The organism is Amycolatopsis decaplanina DSM 44594 (assembly GCF_000342005.1).
In the GTDB taxonomy this organism is placed as follows: Bacteria; Actinomycetota; Actinomycetes; order Mycobacteriales; family Pseudonocardiaceae; genus Amycolatopsis; species Amycolatopsis decaplanina.
The window spans coordinates 227828-244357 of the sequence record NZ_AOHO01000071.1; the positions used below are offsets into that span (position 1 = coordinate 227828).

14 protein-coding genes are annotated in these 16530 nt (G+C 68.8%); 4 read left to right on the forward strand and 10 right to left on the reverse strand.

What is annotated here, in order from left to right:
* Positions 1–59 precede the first annotated feature (59 nt).
* Both H074_RS29360 and H074_RS29365 read right to left on the reverse strand, forming a co-directional pair.
* Positions 60–1202: a CaiB/BaiF CoA transferase family protein gene (locus H074_RS29360; protein ID WP_007033707.1), complete on the reverse strand. Its 1143-nt coding sequence runs from the start codon at positions 1200–1202 to the stop codon at positions 60–62.
* A 32-nt stretch (positions 1203–1234) separates the two neighbouring features.
* Positions 1235–2386: an acyl-CoA dehydrogenase family protein gene (locus H074_RS29365; protein ID WP_039923645.1), complete on the reverse strand. Its 1152-nt coding sequence runs from the start codon at positions 2384–2386 to the stop codon at positions 1235–1237.
* Positions 2387–2447: 61 nt separating this feature from the next.
* On the opposite strand from H074_RS29365, the gene H074_RS29370 reads away from it, so the two are divergent.
* The 4 genes from H074_RS29370 to H074_RS29385 all read left to right on the forward strand — a co-directional run bounded on the left by H074_RS29370 (position 2448) and on the right by H074_RS29385 (position 6699).
* A complete protein-coding gene (locus tag H074_RS29370; protein ID WP_007033709.1) occupies positions 2448–3104 on the forward strand; it encodes a TetR/AcrR family transcriptional regulator in 657 nt (218 codons plus the stop codon).
* Between the two features lie 10 nt (positions 3105–3114).
* Entirely contained in the window at positions 3115–4044 is a 930-nt protein-coding gene (locus H074_RS29375; RefSeq protein WP_007033710.1) for a hypothetical protein, read from the forward strand.
* 103 nt (positions 4045–4147) lie between these two features.
* On the forward strand, positions 4148–4960 hold the full coding sequence (locus tag H074_RS29380) for a hypothetical protein (RefSeq protein ID WP_007033711.1): 813 nt from the start codon (positions 4148–4150) through the stop codon (positions 4958–4960).
* Positions 4961–5076: 116 nt separating this feature from the next.
* Positions 5077–6699 carry a succinic semialdehyde dehydrogenase gene (locus H074_RS29385; protein ID WP_007033712.1) on the forward strand — a complete coding sequence of 541 codons (1623 nt, stop codon included), beginning with the start codon at positions 5077–5079 and terminating at the stop codon, positions 6697–6699.
* Between the two features lie 43 nt (positions 6700–6742).
* Here the strand turns inward: H074_RS29385 and H074_RS29390 are convergent, their stop codons facing one another.
* The 8 genes from H074_RS29390 to H074_RS29425 form a co-directional block, all read right to left on the reverse strand.
* Positions 6743–9766, reverse strand: coding sequence for a helix-turn-helix transcriptional regulator (locus tag H074_RS29390; RefSeq protein WP_007033713.1), 3024 nt, complete (start codon positions 9764–9766; stop codon positions 6743–6745).
* Between the two features lie 63 nt (positions 9767–9829).
* Positions 9830–10042, reverse strand: coding sequence for a hypothetical protein (locus H074_RS29395; protein WP_007033714.1), 213 nt, complete (start codon positions 10040–10042; stop codon positions 9830–9832).
* Between the two features lie 159 nt (positions 10043–10201).
* Positions 10202–10411 (reverse strand): DUF397 domain-containing protein, encoded by a 210-nt coding sequence (locus H074_RS29400; RefSeq protein ID WP_007033715.1) that lies wholly within the window; start codon positions 10409–10411, stop codon positions 10202–10204.
* A gap of 80 nt (positions 10412–10491) precedes the next feature.
* A complete protein-coding gene (locus tag H074_RS29405; RefSeq protein ID WP_039923611.1) occupies positions 10492–11370 on the reverse strand; it encodes a helix-turn-helix domain-containing protein in 879 nt (292 codons plus the stop codon).
* A 461-nt stretch (positions 11371–11831) separates the two neighbouring features.
* On the reverse strand, positions 11832–12731 hold the full coding sequence (tesB, locus tag H074_RS29410) for an acyl-CoA thioesterase II (RefSeq protein WP_039923612.1): 900 nt from the start codon (positions 12729–12731) through the stop codon (positions 11832–11834).
* Positions 12732–12878: 147 nt separating this feature from the next.
* Positions 12879–14303, reverse strand: coding sequence for a pyruvate kinase (pyk, locus tag H074_RS29415; protein ID WP_007033718.1), 1425 nt, complete (start codon positions 14301–14303; stop codon positions 12879–12881).
* A gap of 110 nt (positions 14304–14413) precedes the next feature.
* Complete coding sequence (locus H074_RS29420; RefSeq protein ID WP_007033719.1) at positions 14414–15079, reverse strand: DUF2461 domain-containing protein; 666 nt, start codon at positions 15077–15079, stop codon at positions 14414–14416.
* A gap of 92 nt (positions 15080–15171) precedes the next feature.
* Positions 15172–16392 carry a glycoside hydrolase family 18 protein gene (locus H074_RS29425; RefSeq protein ID WP_007033720.1) on the reverse strand — a complete coding sequence of 407 codons (1221 nt, stop codon included), beginning with the start codon at positions 16390–16392 and terminating at the stop codon, positions 15172–15174.
* Between the last annotated feature and the right edge of the window lie 138 nt (positions 16393–16530).

Here is a 16530-nt window from a genome sequence, read left to right on the forward strand (position 1 = left end):
CGTGACACGCGGTGAAGGCCGCTTTCGCTGCATCCCATGCGGGGAAAGTCCCCTTCAGCTCACGCGATGGTGCCCGCGGCCCTGAGCCGTTCGATCCCGTCGGCGTCCACGCCGAGTTCGGCGAGGACCTCGGCGGTGTCGCCGCCCTTGGGCCGCGGCGGTTCCGGCGTCTGGGCCGGCGTGCGGTCGAACCTCGGCGCGGGCGCGGGCTGCATCATGCCGCCGACGTCGACGAACGTTTTGCGCGCGACGTTGTGCGGATGCGACGGCGCCTCCTTCGGGGACAGCACCGCCGTCAGGCACGCGTCGGTGCCTTCGGCCTTCGCGACCAGTTCGTCGCGGGTGTGCTTCGCGACGGCCTCGGCGACGATCTTGCGCAGCTTCGGCCATTCGTTCTTGTCGACGTGGACCGGGATCTCCTCGGGGTCGAGCCCGAGCACCTTCACCAGATCGCCCCAGAACCGCATCTCGATCGCGCCGATGGCGACGTACTTGCCGTCGGCGGTCTCGTAGGTGTCGTAGAACGGCGCGCCGCCGTCGAGCATGTTCTCGCCACGCCCGCCCGGCCACAGCCCGGAGTCCAGCAGTCCGTGCAGGCTGGTGGTCAGCAGCGCCGCACCGTCCACCATGGACGCGTCGACCACCTGGCCCTTGCCGGACGTCTGGCGTTCGAACAGCGCCGCCAGCACGCCCATCGCGAGCAGGAGGCCGCCACCGCCGAAGTCGCCGACGAGATTGAGCGGCACCACCGGCCGTTGCCCGGCGTGCCCGATGGGTTCGAGCGCGCCGGAGATGCCGATGTAGTTGATGTCGTGCCCGGCGACGGTCGCCAGCGGGCCATCCTGGCCGTAGCCGGTCATCCGGCCGTAGACCAGCCGCGGATTGCGGGCGTGGACCTGCTCCGGTCCGATGCCCATCCGCTCGGCGACCCCGGGACGGAAACCTTCGATGAGCACGTCGGCGTCGTCGGCGAGTTTCAGCACCAGTTCGACCCCCTCGGGGGTTTTGGTGTTGATCCCGATCGACCGCCTGCCTCGCGCGAGCGGATCGTTCGGGAACCCGATGACGTCGTTGCCCGGTGTCGCCCGGTCGATCCGGACGACCTCCGCGCCGAGATCGGCGAGGATCGTGCAGGCGAACGGCGCCGGGGCGAGCCCGGCCAGTTCGACGACCTTGAGCCCGCTCAGCGGCCCAGCCTTCATCGCCACGTCCTTTCCTGGTACGGCAACGGTTTCTAGAGCGTTCGGGAGATGATTTCCTTCATGATCTCGCTGGTGCCGCCGAAGATGCGGGAGATCCGGATGTCGGCCCACGCGCGCGCGATCGGGTACTCGGTCATGTAGCCGTAGCCGCCGAAGAGCTGCAGGCAGTCGTCGACGACCTTGTTGACCCGTTCGGTGGTCCACAGCTTCGCCATCGCCGCGCCCTGCACGTCGAGTTCCTTGCGCAGGTGCCGTTCGATGCACTGGTCGAGGAACGCGCGGGACACCGCGGCCTCGGTCGCGGCCTCGGCGAGTTTGAACTTCGTGTTCTGGAAGTTGTAGACCGGGCGGCCGAAGGCCTGGCGGTCCTTGGTGTAGGCGATGGTCTGGTCGATCGCGGCCTCCATCCCGGCGACCGCGGTGACGGCGATGATCAGCCGTTCCTGCGGCAACTGCTGCATGAGCTGGATGAAGCCGAGACCTTCCTGGTCGCCGAGGAGGTTGGCGGCGGGAACCCGGACGTCGTCGAAGTTCAGCTCCGCGGTGTCCTGTCCCTTGAGGCCGATCTTGTCGAGGACACGGCCGCGGCTGAAGCCCGGGGTGTCGGTCTCGACGGCGATCAGCGAGACACCCTGCGCGCCCGCGTCCGGGTCGGTCTTCACCGCGACGACGACGAGGTCGGCGTGGAAACCGTTGGTGATGAACGTCTTCGCGCCGTGGATCACGTAGTGGTCGCCGTCGCGCACCGCGCGGGTCTTGATGCCCTGCAGGTCCGAACCCGTGCCGGGCTCGGTCATCGCGACCGCGCCGACCATCTCGCCGGAGGCGAACTTCGGCAGCCACGCCTTCTTCTGCTCCTCGTTCGCGTACTCCAGGATGTAGTGCGCGACAATTCCATTGTGGACGGTGACACCCCAGGCGCTGTCGCCGGACCGGGCCTGCTCCTCGTAGAGCACGGCCTCGTGGGCGAACGTGCCGCCGCCACCGCCGTACTCCTCCGGGATGGACAGTGCTAGCAGGCCGACCTCGCCCGCCTTCGTCCACAGCTCCCGGTCGACCTTCTTCTCGGCCGCCCAGCGCTCCTGGTTCGGCGCGAGTTCCTTCTGGCAGAAGGTCCGGGCGAGGTCCCGGAGGTCTTCGAGCTCCGTCGTGCTCCACGAACTCTTCTGGATCTGCAAGGGCACGGCCAACGCCTCCTGATCGGACCTGGAAAACATGACGCTTAGGATGTAAGTTCCATTCGGAATGTACATCCGTACCGAGCTGCACGTAAAGGGGGCGGATCCGGTGAGTGTGCTCGGCAGGACCCACCGCACTCAGGCCGAGCGGCGTGAGCAGACCCGCACGGCGCTGCTCGACGCGACCATCGACTGCCTGGTCGACCTCGGCTACGCGCGTACCTCGGTTCAGGAGATCTGTGCCCGAGCCGGCGTCTCGAAGGGCGCCGTGCAGCATCACTTCTCCGCGAAGGCCGAACTCATGGCGGCCGCCGTCGAGCATCTGACGGAGAAGCTGCGCGGACGCCTGGCGACGTCGATCGCGGCGCTGCCCGGCGGCGCCTCGGGTGTCGCGGCGGCGATCGACCTGCTGTGGGAGGGCTACTCGGGCACGCTGTCCACGGCCGCCACGGAACTGTGGGTCGCGGCGCGCACCGACCCCGAACTCCGCGAGGCGATCCGCCCGGTCGACAGGGCACTGGGCCGCTCGACACTGGATCACGTCACCGCGGTCGCCGGGGATCTGCCGAAGGAACGCGCGGAGATCTTGTTCTGGCTGACCGTGAACCTCACCCGGGGACTGGCGCTGGACGCCGAACTCGGTGGTGACCCGAAACGGCGGCGGCAGTTGCTCGACGAATGGAAGCGCGTCGCGGTGATGTTGTACGAGGGCACCTCCGCGTAGGCTCTCCGCCATGGGGAGATCGACGGCGCTCGCCGTGCTGACCGCGGCCGTTCTGGTGTTCACCGGCTGCACCGCCGCGCCGCCGCCCGCTCCGGCTCCTCCGCCTTCGGGACCTTTGACGTTGCGCGAAGCGCTCGGCGATCCCACGACCGTGGACTTCTGCGGTCTGCTGGACTTCCCCGAGATCGAGAAGACCCAACGGCTGGTGTCCGTGCCGACGCCCAGCATGGGCGCCTGCTCGTTCCGGACCGGAAGCGCCTTGATCAGTTTCGGCTTCCCGGAAGACCGGGCGCGGGAACGTCTCGCCGGCGCGACCCCGGTCGCCGAGCCGCCCCTCTCCCGCGGGCTGCGAATGGTCCGCACGGACCTGCAAGGACAGCCCGTTCTCCACCTGCTCTTCACCGACGACTCCTCGTTGCGCGTCGGCACGTTCTTCGATTCCCGCGAAACCTCCGGATCCGACGCGCTCGCCGTGGCGACGAAGACCGCGGAAAGCGCCGCCCGCGCCCTCGTGGCGGGCGAGCAGGCGGCACATCTCGACTACCGCGCCGATTCACTGGCACGGCTGGACGCCTGCTCCGCCTTCTGGTCCGACGCCGAGGTTTCCGCGCGGCTGGGTGTGCCCGTGTCGGGGAAAGGCGATCTGTCCCGGCACCAATGCCTTTGGGGCGAACAGGGCGCGGAACGGATCGTCAGGCTGGAATTCGGCCTCGGTCCGCGCCCGAAGGGCACGGCGGGCGTTCGCGAGGAAACGGTGGGCGGGCGCAAGTCTTTCGTGCAGGAGGTCTCCGGCGGCTGCACGGTGCTCACCGGCCACATCGGCGGCCCGGACGCGAGCAGGAATCAGGTCGAGCACGCCATTCTGGCCGTGCAGGCACCGGACGCGTGCGGCATCGCCAGGGAACTGGCGGCCGCCGCTTGGCCGAAACTCCCGGCCTAGCACGCGCGAAAGCCCCTCACCAGAGCACAGGTGACACTTATCTCGTCGGCCGATCCGTGGTGGAATTCCTTGCTGGACAACAGAACCGGCGGAGGAGCCGACCATGAGCGCGCCGCAGCAGCAGCCGTACCAACCGACTGGCCCGTTCAGCGCAATACCGCCCGTCGCCGCGCCCCGCCCGCCGTCCGACGCGCGGCTCCCTCGCCTTTTCGCCGCGATGATGGGGGTTTTCGCCAGCCTGCTGGTACTTCTGGCGACTTTCCTTCCGCAATCGACGTACGAACAGCTTTCCGACGGCAAGGCGGTGTCGAAATTCGCCGAGACCGGCTGGACGCGGACCTTCGACATAGAACCGTCGGCGGAAGAGAAGGAGTTCTACGACAAAACGCATGTCGCCCGCTACGGCATCCCGCTGTCCGCCGCCGCGCTGACGCTGTTCGCCGGGGCCGTGGTGGGTTTCGCCGCGTACCGGCGGAGTTCGACCTCCATCGCCGCGACGACGTCGAGGACGCTGCTGGTCGCCGGCGGGGCGGGGACCGCGATCGGCGTCTGGATGCTCGGCATGGACATCTCGGCGAGCCTGAGCTTCGGACAGGACACCGGCCGCTTCGTCTCGCGTTATGGGACGGGGAGCGGTTTCTGGATCCTGCTCGCGGGCGGGCTCGTGGCGTTGCTCACCATCGGGCTGGCGATCGTGGCCAACCGGCGTGAACCGGCGCCGCCTCGGCAAACCCCTTACCCGGTCGCCTACGTCCCTTACACACCCGTATTCCCCCAGCAGCAATATCCGCGGCAACCGCAGCCTCAGCCCTACGAGCCGCCGTCGCCCCGGACCCCGCCCTCGGGGTCCGCCTTGCAGCAGCAGGACATCTTGCGGCCCTCTTCCGACGATCCCCGGCAACCCGGCAATACGTGAAACTGATTCATGTCAGCGATGGACAGTCTTCATACCGGCGGTATGCTGTACTCGTCGGTAACACCTGGGCTCTGCGTGGCGCCTCCCGGCTCCGCGCGGCATGGAACGGAGACGGCATGACGAGCACGACACCGGCGAGCGCGGGCCACCACACCGGAGGGCCGGCCACCATTGGCGACGTCCCCGGCGCCCCGGCCGCGGCCAGGGCGGAACGGCTCGTACGACGGGTCGTGGGTGGTGAGAACACCACTGTCTCCGCACCTGTCCGCATGCTCGCGCCCTTCACCGGGCAACCGATCGCGACCCTCCCCCAAGCCACCGACGCCGACGTCCGCGCCGTGTTCGACCAGGCGCGGGAAGCTCAGCGCGCGTGGGCCGAGCGGCCGGTCGAAGACCGCCAGCGCATCCTGATCCGCCTGCACGACCTGGTCCTGAAGCGTCAGGAAGAGGCGCTCGACCTCGTGCAGATCGAGGCGGGCAAAGCGCGGATGGACGCCTTCGACGAGGTCAGCGCCACCGCGCTCGTGGCCGCCTACTACGGCAAGCACAGCGCGAAGTTCCTTTCGCCGCGTCGCGCCGCCGGGCTGATCCCGGTGCTGACGAAGGTCGGCGAGATCCGGCACCCCAAGGGTGTCGTCGGGATCATCTCGCCGTGGAACTACCCCCTCGCGCTGACCGCGATGGACGTCCTGCCCGCGCTCGCGGCGGGCAACGCCGTCGTGCAGAAGCCGGACAACCAGACCGCGCTCTCGGCGCTGTGGCTACAGGAGGTCGCCGAGGAGGCCGGGCTGCCCGCCGGCGTCTGGCAGATCGTGCTCGGCCGGGGCTCGCGGATCGGCGAAGCGCTGGTCGAGGAGTCGGATTACCTGTGCTTCACCGGATCCACGCCCACGGGCAAGGGTCTCGCCGCGAAGGTGGCGGAGCGGCTGACGAGCTACTCGCTGGAACTCGGCGGCAAGAACCCGATGATCGTGCTGCCCGACGCGGACATCGCCAAGACCGCCGCGGGCGCGGTGACCGCGTGCTTCTCCTCCGCCGGGCAACTGTGCGTCTCGGTCGAGCGGATCTACGTCCACGAGTCGATCCGCGAGGAGTTCACCCGCGCCTTCGTCGCCAAGACCGCCGCGCTGCGGCTCGGAGGTGCTCTGGACTACCAGGCGCAGATGGGATCCCTGACCTCCGAAGCCCAGCTGGCGACCGTGTCGGCGCACGTCGAGGACGCCCGGTCCAAGGGCGCGAAGGTGCTCACCGGCGGCAAGGCCCGGCCCGACCTCGGCCCGCTGTTCTACGAGCCGACCGTGCTCACCGACGTCACCGAGGACGTCAAGCTGTTCGCCGAAGAGACCTTCGGGCCGGTCGTGTCGATCTACGGCTACACCGACGTCACCGAAGCGATCGAGCGCGCCAACGACACGAAGTTCGGGCTGAACGCGAGCGTGTGGTCGCGCAACGGCCGGGCGGGCTGGGAGGTCGCGGCGCGGCTGAAGGCCGGGACCGTCAACGTGAACGAAGGCTTCGCGGCGACCTTCGGCACCGTGGGGCTGCCGATGGGCGGGATGAAGGAGTCCGGTGTCGGACGGCGCAACGGCGCCGAAGGGCTGCTCAAGTACACCGAGGCCCAGGCGATCGCGGTGCAGCGCGGGATGCCGCTGCGCCCCGGCCGCGGAATCCCGCCGAAGCTGTGGGCGCGGGGCCTGAGCGCGGGCCTGAAGGCGCTTCGCCGGCTCCCGCGCCGCTGATCGCCTCGTGAGTGGTAAGGACGGTTAGAACCGTCCTTACCACTCACGAGGTAGAAGGCGCGGCCAGCAGACCCCGGTCGTAGGCGATCGCGACGGCCTCGGCCCGGCGGCTCGCGCCGAGTTTCGCCATCACCCGCGAAAGGTGGACGCTCACCGTCTTCTCGCTGATGTACAGCTCTTCGCCGACCTGCCGGTTGGTCCGGCCGAGCGCGACCCGCTCCAGCACGTCGCGCTCGCGGTCGGTGAGCGGGTCGACGACGTCACGCCGCGGGGCCACCGCCTCCCCGGGAAGCTCGACGCGCGCCCGGTGACCGAGCTCCCGGACAGCCTCGCGCAGCGGGCAGGCGCCCAGCCGATCCGCCACCGCGTGCGCGGCCAGCAACTCCGACGCGGCGAGCGCGGTGTCACCGTCGGAGGCCAGCAGGGACTTCGCGTGCTGCAGGCGGCACATGGCCTGCTCATACACCGCGCCGTACCCGAACGCCTCGACCGCCTTCGCCCACAACGCCGGATCCCCCGCGCCGCGCAGGCAGCTGCCGAGCGCCTCCAGCCGGGCGAGCCACGCCAGCGCCTCCGGGCCCAGCGACACCGAACGCGGGATGCCGTGTTCGGCGCAGTGGCGGCCGTGGGCGAGCATCTCCTCACCCGATTTCACAGCGGCCTCGACCGTCGCCAGATCGCCACGCACCCGTGCTTCGGCGGCCTGTGCGACGGCTGCGGTGAGGCCGTGCACGCTGATCCGGATCCCGCCGAGCACCGCGGGTTCGACCTCTTCGAGCCAGTCGATCAGCTCGTGCGCCTGCCGCACCGCACCCGCGTGGTCCCCTCGCCACGACGCGAGCTGGATGGCGGCGTCCCCCGCCGCGAGCGCGATCGAGTAATCCGCGCTCCAGTGCTGCCTCAAGCTGGGGAGGATCTTGTCCGCGTCCGCGAACCGGCCCCGGCCGACGACGAACTGTGCCCAGATCCCCAGGAACCGCCCGGCGACGACACTCGAAACACCGCGGCCCGCTCGGCCGGCGTCGTCGTCTTCCGGCCAGTCCCCGCTGACATAGCGCAGTGTGAGGTGCTTGGTCCGCAACTCGATGCCGAACGAGCTCCAGGTCAGCCCGGTCTCCTTGGCCCGCTTGATGCCCTTGGCGTAGTACTTCAGCGCGGAACGGATCTCGGCCCTGTCGTCGTAGCTCAGCCCGAGGAAGTGCAGCGCCCGCAGTTCGCCGTTGAGCGCGCCGGAATCCCTGGCCTTCCGCTCGGCCTGGCGCAGCCGCTCCCGTGCCTCCTCGACGTCGCCCGCCGAATCGGCCAGCGTCCCGAGCGAGACCAGCGCGGCCGCCTCCGCCCCGCCCGCGCCGACGGCCCTGGCGTCGGCGACCGCGGCCAGCGCGCACTGCAGCGCCTCGTCGTGCCTGTCGATCAGCCGGAGGATCCCGGCGCGGGTGGCGAGCACCCAGGCCCGCGCGGAACTCGCGTCGGTGTGTTCGACCAGTTCCCATGCCTTGTCGATCGCCTCGACGACCTCGTCCAGCGTGCCGTCGACCGAAAGCAGCGCCTCCGCGTGCCGTCGCCAGACCTTGGCGGCCCGCTCGTTGCCGGTGTCCGGGCCGAGCGCCTCGGTCGCGGACCGCGAATAGGCGACCGCGCGTTCCGGTTCCCCCGACGTGCTCGCGAAATACGACGCCTCGTGCAGGAGGCGGAGTTCGTCGACGTCCGGCGGCCGGTCCGGCTCGGGCACGGCGTCCCAAATGGACAGTGCCTGCTCGACGTGCCGCAGCGCGGAACCGGGCGCGCCCAGCTTCTCCGCCTCGTCCATCGCGCGCAGCAACGCGGCCAGCGCGGTGACGAAGTCCTTGCTCTCCATGCTGTGGTGCGCGAGCCGTGCGTCCTGACCTCGGCCCTGCGTCCGATTGCGGATGCGTGCCGCGTACGCCGCGTGCATGCGCACCCGCTCCCCCGGCAACAGGTCGCCGTAGACCGCTTCCTGCAGCAGCGCGTGGCGGAAGGTGTAGAAACCGTTCTCGATCACCAGTACGTGATGTTGCACCGCCTCGCGCAGTGCTTCGTCGAGTTCGAGTTCGTCCAGTCCGGAGATCTCGGCGAGCGCGGCGTGCGCCACCGAGTCCTTGGCGACCGAGACCACGCGCAGCACCCGGCGGGTGATCTGGGAAAGCTGTTCCACCCTGGCGAGGAGCACTTCCGCCAGCCCCGCGGGGAGTTCACGGCAGTCCTTCGCGGACGCGAGCAGCTCCTCGACGAAGAACGGATTGCCCTCGGACCGGGCGACGATGTCGGCGATCATGTCCTCGCCGATCGGCTCGTCGGCCAGTGCCTCGACGAAGGCGCGCGCGTCCTCGGCGCCGAACGGCTCGACCTCGACGCGTTCGACCGCGCCCAGCCGCACCACCTCGGACAACAGCGCCCGGAGCGGATGCCGCCGGTGGACGTCCTCCTTGCGATAGCTCGCCACCACCAGCAGCCGCTGGGTGCGCAGCCTCGTCAGCAGGAAGGACAGCAGGTTCCGGGTGGAGCCGTCGGCCCAGTGCAGATCCTCCAGCAGGATCACCACGGGCCGGCGCTGAGCGATGACGGTCAGCACCCCCAGTACCGCGTCGAACAGCTGGAGCTGGCCCAGGTCCTGTTCGGGCCCGAGCCGTTGCGTCGACACCCGTTCGCTCGCGGTGAGCTGACCGTCTTCGATGGCGGGGTAGTCCTCCGCCTGCTGCATCTGCGGGAGCAGCCTGCCCAGCGCCGGCCGGGCCCGGACCGCGGCGGTGACCGCGGGATCGGACGTCGTCGCCAGCGGCGCCAGCGCCTCGGCGAACGGAAGATAAGGAAGACCGCCCTCATGGACGTCGATACAGCGCCCGGTGAGCACCAGGGCGCCCGCGCCCGCGGCGAACTCGCCGAGCGCGGTCAGCAGGCGGGTCTTGCCGACGCCCGCGTCACCGGAGAGCAGCACCGCGCCGGCCTCGGCCCGTTCTGCACGGGCGAAGGCGGCGCGGAGCTGCCGCATCTCCTGTGTGCGGGCGACGATCGGGATTCCGGAGCCAAGACGGGGCACGAGGTGCATTCTTGCCTACCGGACCGACAACTTCGCCTGCGTTTTCGCCGAGAGCTTCATCGCACTCGACCTCTACCGGGTGATGTCGCCGCTGCGGGCGGGCATCTGCCGGGCCTCGCGGCGCTCCTGGGCGGGCACCTGGACTTCGGCGCGATACGCGCGGATCCGCTTGCCCGCCCGGCGGGCCCGCTCGACCCACATGCTGCGGCCCGCTCGCTGGAGCTCTGCCCTGCGGTATTCGACCTCGGCCAGTACGCCGGTGAGGAGAGCGTCGTTCGTGTTCATCTGTTTCCCCTTAGGAACTCACTGCCTTGTTGGTAGTGATCAGATTCGCCCTGAGGGGTGCCCCGCGGCATCGGGTGATCACCTACACCCGGACGTGATTCGACCCCTTACGCCGGCCCATCCCCTGCTCGGGGGGCGTAAGGGGTCGAGTTTCAGCGTCTAGTCGTGAGCCGGGCCACTCGGGCGCACCGCGCCGAGCAGCCCACGCCAAGCCTGCGGCGAGAGGCGGAAGGCACCTCCCTCAGGGTCCTTGGAGTCCCTCAGGGCGGCACCGGAACCGGTGAAGGCGACCTCGACGCAGTCGTTGCCGCCACCGCTGTGGCTGCTCTTGAACCACCGGGCCTGGGAAAGATCATCGTTGGACGTCATGCTCCCCACTCCTTACTCGTTTTCCGGGGACTTCGAGCGCTCCGAAGACTTCTGGAGCCTCTGGAGTCTCCGGAGTTCCGTTACTGCGGTTTCTCCGGCAGGGCCGCCTGTTCGGCGAACCTCCCGGCTGCCTCGGCGATCACCTCGACCGAGTCGTCCGGCTTCAACGCGGCGGCACGCAGATGGTCGAACATCAACGCGTATCGCCGGACGTCCGGGGGTTCCTCCAGATAGAGCCCGCTGGAGGTGCTGTCGACGTAGACCACGTCGGTGTCGGCCAGTTCGGGGAAGCCCATGATGAGGAACGGACCCTCCATCCCGGGATGGGCACCCGCGCCGAACGGCACGATCTGGACGGTGACGTTCGGCTGCGCCGCCATCGTGACCATCCGGTACAGCTGTTCCGCCATCACCTCGGCGCCGTCGACCACGCGGTGCAGGACCGCTTCGTCGATGACGGCCCAGTACTCCGGGGGCGAGGGATCGGTCAGCAGCTCCTGCCGCGCCATCCGCGCCGCCACCCTGCGCCTGATCTCGGCGTCCTCGGCGTCGGGCCGCATCGCCCTGATCACGGCCTTGGCGTAACGCTCGGTCTGCAGCAGTCCCGGCACCAGCAGCGCCTGGAACGCCCTCAGCGAACTCGCGTCCGCCTCCAGGCCGACGAAAGTGCCGGTGAACACCTCGTTGTACGCGTGCCACCAGCCGCGTTTGCGGGCTTCCCTGGCCAGCTGGACGAGCGCTTCCTGCTCGTCGCCGGCGATGCCGTACAGCTCGAGCATGTCGCGCGCGTCGCGCGGGGTGACGCCGACGTGCCCCGTCTCGATGCGGCTGACCTTCGACGCCGAGCATTCGAGCTTCTCGCTCACCTCGTCGATGGTGAGGTCGGCCGCCTCGCGCAACCGCCTCAGTTCGCTCGCCAGCCGCCGGCGGCGCACGGTGGGCCCCTGACCCCTCGTCATCACGGCACCTCCACAAAGCTGTCCGAGCAACACCGATCGCGACACGGCGAGGAGAACAGTGTTCGGCAACCCCGCACGAAGCACATCTAACCAGCCCGAGACACATTCGGTGAGATGGTCACACGACCATTTTCCGACACGCCCGTTTTTCATCCTGCAATTTGCAGATTGCCATTGTAGGTTGAGCATTGTGCAACGCGGTACGCCCGCCTTCACCGGCGGCAGCGGATCCGCTCGCGGCACGGGCGCGGGGCTGCGAGCTGCACCGATGGGCTTCCGGAAGGATACCTGTCGAAGCCGGATTCACCCCCGGTGCAGGGCCGGAGCCGTCCCCCGATCGGTTCCGGCCCTCCCTTTATGCCCGCATCCCTTTCGTAATGCTCTGGCACCAGATGTTAAGGCATTTCGCCATTCCCTCTAAAGGGTGGACAAGGCGCCTCTTCGATGCGGAACGTCACCGTTCACACCACCCGAAGAAGGCCTTCCTGCACAACGGTGGCGATGTGCGTTCCGTCCGCGGAGAAGAACCGGCCGGTCGCCAGTCCCCGGGCACCCGACGCCGTCGGCGACGCGCTGTCGTAGAGGAACCACTCGTCGGCCCGGAACGGGCGGTGGAACCAGAGCGCGTGGTCGAGGCTCGCGCCGAGCACCTTGTCGAGATCCCAGTAGACGCCGTGGCGCGCGAGGACCGAGTCCAGGAGCGTCATGTCGGAGGCGTAGGTCAGCACGCAGACATGCAGCAACTGCTGATCCGGGAGCTTGCCGTCGGCCCGCATCCAGACCTGGTTCCTGGCGGGCCGATCGCCGGACTTCCTGGTCACCCAGGGCGGGTCGTTGACGTACCGCAGGTCGATCGGGCGCGGCCGGTCGAGGTGGCCCATGAAGTAGCCCTCGGCCCGCTCCTGCAGCGTCGGGAGCGACTCGGGATCCGGGACGTCCGGCATGGCCTCGGAGTGTTCGATGCCGCCCTCGTCCTTCTGGAAGGAGGCGGACAGGGAGAAGATCGCCTTGCCGTGCTGGATGCCCACGACGCGGCGGGTGGTGAACGAACGGCCGTCGCGGATGCGGTCGACCTCGTAGACGATCGGGACACTCGGGTCGCCGCCGCGGATGAAGTACGCGTGCAGCGAGTGGACCTTCCGCTCCTCCGGGACCGTACGGCCGGCGGCGACCAGCGCCTGCCCCGCGACCTGTCCGCCGAACACCCGCACCGGCGAGTGGGCGGGCGAGACGCCGCGGAAGATGTTCTCCTCGATCTTCTCCAAGTCCAGCAACGCGACCAGCCGATCGAGCACGGGCTGTCCGCCCATCCCGCCCGCGTTGTCGAAACCGGCCGCGGCTTCCCTGGCCATCTCAGTCATGTCCTGAACTTTAGGCCGTAAGGGTGCTTGAAGCCTCCGTGAGGCGAGACGTTTGTCGCGAAGGCCACCTTCAGGACGAAGTACATGAAGGCCCCCTTCCTGTACCTAAGCGCAAGGAAGGGGGCCTTCATGTACTTCGGCGAAACGTCAGGCGTGGTCGTCCTCGCCGAGGCGGTGCACCCGGATGAGGTTGGTCGAGCCGACGGTCCCGGGCGGGGAACCGGCCACGATGACCACCAGGTCACCCTTGGCGTACTTGCCCATTTCGAGCATCGCGTGGTCGACCTGCTGGATCATCTGGTCGGTGGAGCCCACCTTCGGCACGATCCGCGTCGTGGTGCCCCAGGTCATCGCGAGCTGGCTGCGGACGCTCTCCTCCGGCGTGAACGCCAGCAGCGGCAGCCGCGTGTGCAGCCGGGCGAGCCGCCGGACGGTGTCACCGGACTGGGTGAAGGCGACCAGCGCTTTGGCGTTCAGCCGCTCACCGATGTCACGGGCCGCGTACGAGATGACGCCGCGCTTGGTGCGCGGGACGTGCGACAGCGGCGGCACGACCGGCGAGTCGGTCTCGACGGCTTCGATGATCCGGCCCATGGTCTTGACCACGTCGATGGCGTAGCGGCCGACGCTGGTCTCCCCCGAGAGCATGAGCGCGTCCGCGCCGTCGAGCACCGCGTTGGCGACGTCCGAGGCCTCGGCGCGGGTCGGACGGGAGCTGTTGATCATCGACTCGAGCATCTGCGTCGCGACGATGACCGGCTTCGCGTTCTCGCGGGCGATCTGGATGGTGCGCTTCTGCACCAGCGGGACCTGCTCCAGCGGGAGCTCGACACCGAGGTCACCTCGGGCGATCATCACCGCGTCGAAGGCGAGCACGATGGCTTCGAGGTTGTAGACCGCTTCGGGCTTCTCGATCTTCGCGACCACCGGGAGGCGGCCCTTGCCGACGCGGTCCATCACCTGGTGGACCAGGTCGATGTCGGCGGGCGAGCGGACGAACGAGAGCGCGATGAAGTCCACGCCGAGTTCGAGCGCGAACTCGAGGTCTTCGATGTCCTTTTCGGACAGCGCCGGCACGGAGACGTCCATACCCGGCAGGGAGACGCCCTTGTTGTTGCTGACGGGGCCGCCTTCGGTGACCTCGCAGACGACGTCCGGACCCTCGACCTGCTTGACCACGAGGCCGACCTTGCCGTCGTCCACCAGGAGACGGTCGCCGGGCTTCGCGTCGTCGGCGAGTCCTTTGTAGGTGGTCGAAACGCGGTCGTGCGTACCCGCGACGTCCTCGACGGTGATGCGCACGATGTCGCCGTTGTGCCACTCGACCGGCCCGCCCGCGAAGGTGCCGAGACGGATCTTCGGCCCCTGGAGGTCGGCGAGGATGCCCACCGCGCGGCCGGATTCGGCGGCGGCGGTGCGGATGAGGTCGTAGACCTGCTTGTGGTCGCTGTGCGTCCCGTGGCTGAAGTTCATCCTCGCGACGTCCATCCCGGCGTCGACGAGTTGCCGCATCTTCTCCGGCGTAGCGGTCGCGGGGCCCAGGGTACAAACGATCTTCGCGCGTCGGCTCACGTTCGCACAGCGTAGTCCCTCATCGTGGATACGTCTGTACCGATACCGAAAGTTCAAGAAAAGTGTCAGTTCACCTGGGCGATGGGCAACCGTCGAACAGGGTTCGGCGGTTATCGGCGCGGCTTCTCGCTCGGCCCGACCCGGTCACGGGCCCACTCGTTGAACGCGCGGACCTGCCGCCACGCCTTCCGCACCCTGTCGAGCGCGCCGCGTTCGTGCAGGACGTCGTCCGGCTCCCAGCCGCGGACGGCGTACACGGAGCGGTACTTCAGCAGGTCGATGCGGGGGTGGTCCTCGGCGAAGCCGCGCGGCTTCGACTTGAGCCTGTCCCCCTTGATCTCCCAGCCGGTCTTCTCCAGCTTCGCGAGGATCTTGGCCAGCTCGGCGCCCCGCAGCTCGGTGTCGACGGCCTTGCGGAAGCGGGCGAGCTGATCGGACTCGAAGTGGAAGCAGCCGCCGCCGACGCGCAGCCCGGCCGGGCCGACCTCGACGTAGTACGCGCCGCCGCCGCGGCCCTGCTCGATCACCGCGCCGCAGTGGGTCTTGTACGGCGTCTTGTCCTTGGCGAACCGCACGTCGCGGTACGGGCGGAAGACCTTCCCCTCGCCGAACCCGTCGCCGAACTCGGGGACCAGTTCCGCGAGCAGCGCTTCCATCGGCGCGCGGACGTCGGCCTTGTAGGTGGCGAGGTTCGCGTCCCAATAGGACTTGGAGTTGTCCGCCTCGAGACCGTCGTAGAAGTCGATCGCGTACTCGCCGAAACCCTCGAAACCCATGGGGTGACGTTAATCCTCACCACCGACAAGTACATGAAGGCCCCCTTCCCGTACCTAGGCGCAAGGAAGGGGGCCTTCATGTACTTCGGCGCTTACTTGGCCAGAGCGGTGATCAGTTCGCCGTCGGCCGTGTCGCCGGACAGCTCCCAGAAGAAGGCGCCGCCGAGACCCTGGTTCTTGGCGTAGGTGACCTTGCCGCCGATGGTCGCCGGGGTGTCGTAGCTCCACCAGTCGCTGCCGCATTTGGCGTACGCGGTGCCCGCGACGGTGCCGGTGGCCGGGCAAGTGTTCTTCAGGACCTTGTAGTCCTGGATGCCCGGCTCGGTGCCCGCCGCCGGACCGGTCGCGGTACCACCCGGGGCCTCCTGGGTGACGCCGGTCCAGCCGCGGCCGTAGAAGCCGATGCCCAGCAGCAGCTTGTTCGCCGGGACGCCCTTGCTCTTCAGTTTCTGGATCGCGGCGTCGGAGTGGAAGCCGGCGGTCGGGATGCCCGCGTAGTCGGTCAGCGGCGAATGCGGGGCCGTCGGGCCCTGCGCGGCCCACGCGCCGAAGTAGTCGTAGGTCATGACGTTGTACCAGTCGAAGTACTGCGCCGCGCCGCCGTAGTCCGCGGCGTCGATCTTGCCGCCGTCGGTGCCGTCCGCGGTGATGGCGGCGGTGACCAGCTTCGAGCCGAACTTCTCCCGCAGGGCCTGCGCGAGGTTCTTGATCGCGGCCGCGCCGCTGGTGTCACAGGAGAGACCGCAGGCGTTCGGGTACTCCCAGTCGATGTCGATACCGTCGAAGACACCGGCCCAGCGCGGGTCGTTGACGAGGTTGTAGCAGGACTCCGCGAACTTGGCGGGGTTCTTGGCCGCCTCGCCGAAGCCGCCGGACCAGGTCCAGCCGCCGAAGGACCACAGCACCTTGAGGTCCGGGTACTTGGCCTTGAGCTTCTTCAGCTGGTTGAAGTTCCCGCGCAGCGCGCCGTTGTCCCAGCTGTCGGCGACCCCGTCCACACTGCCCGCGGCGTCGTAGAACTTGCTGGTCGCCGCTTCCGCGTCACCGATCGCGCAGCCACCGTTCGTCACGTTGCCGAACGAGTAGTTGATATGCGTCAGCTTGCTGGCAGAACCCGACGTGTCGATGTTCTTCACATGGTAGTTCCGCTGGTAGACACCCCATTCGGCGAAGTACCCGAGCACCTTGCCGACCGAGGCGTCCTGCGCCTCGGGAGCGGCTGTCGCCGGCTGCGCCGGTGCGGCGACGGCCAGCGCGCCGAGCGCGATGGCCGCGGCACCCGCGATAGCGGTGAGCCTGATCGAACGGGACATGCGTTCTCCCTTCACGGTCACCAGCGGTGACGAGAGGACTGCGGCGGGACACGCACAAGCTAAGTGGACTAGACCACTCCGTCAATGGTTCAGACCGCGACTTTCGGATGGACATTTTCGAACATTCCTTGACGGAAA

Coding starts and splice junctions, on each gene's coding strand:
- H074_RS29360 (WP_007033707.1), bottom strand. CDS start 1,202: ATGAAGGCTGGGCCGCTGAGCGGGCTCAAGGTCGTCGAACTGGCCGGG.
- H074_RS29370 (WP_007033709.1), top strand. CDS start 2,448: ATGTACATCCGTACCGAGCTGCACGTAAAGGGGGCGGATCCGGTGAGT.
- H074_RS29375 (WP_007033710.1), top strand. CDS start 3,115: ATGGGGAGATCGACGGCGCTCGCCGTGCTGACCGCGGCCGTTCTGGTG.
- H074_RS29380 (WP_007033711.1), top strand. CDS start 4,148: ATGAGCGCGCCGCAGCAGCAGCCGTACCAACCGACTGGCCCGTTCAGC.
- H074_RS29385 (WP_007033712.1), top strand. CDS start 5,077: ATGACGAGCACGACACCGGCGAGCGCGGGCCACCACACCGGAGGGCCG.
- H074_RS29390 (WP_007033713.1), bottom strand. CDS start 9,766: ATGCACCTCGTGCCCCGTCTTGGCTCCGGAATCCCGATCGTCGCCCGC.
- H074_RS29395 (WP_007033714.1), bottom strand. CDS start 10,042: ATGAACACGAACGACGCTCTCCTCACCGGCGTACTGGCCGAGGTCGAA.
- H074_RS29400 (WP_007033715.1), bottom strand. CDS start 10,411: ATGACGTCCAACGATGATCTTTCCCAGGCCCGGTGGTTCAAGAGCAGC.
- H074_RS29405 (WP_039923611.1), bottom strand. CDS start 11,370: ATGACGAGGGGTCAGGGGCCCACCGTGCGCCGCCGGCGGCTGGCGAGC.
- tesB (WP_039923612.1), bottom strand. CDS start 12,731: ATGACTGAGATGGCCAGGGAAGCCGCGGCCGGTTTCGACAACGCGGGC.
- H074_RS29420 (WP_007033719.1), bottom strand. CDS start 15,079: ATGGGTTTCGAGGGTTTCGGCGAGTACGCGATCGACTTCTACGACGGT.
- H074_RS29425 (WP_007033720.1), bottom strand. CDS start 16,392: ATGTCCCGTTCGATCAGGCTCACCGCTATCGCGGGTGCCGCGGCCATC.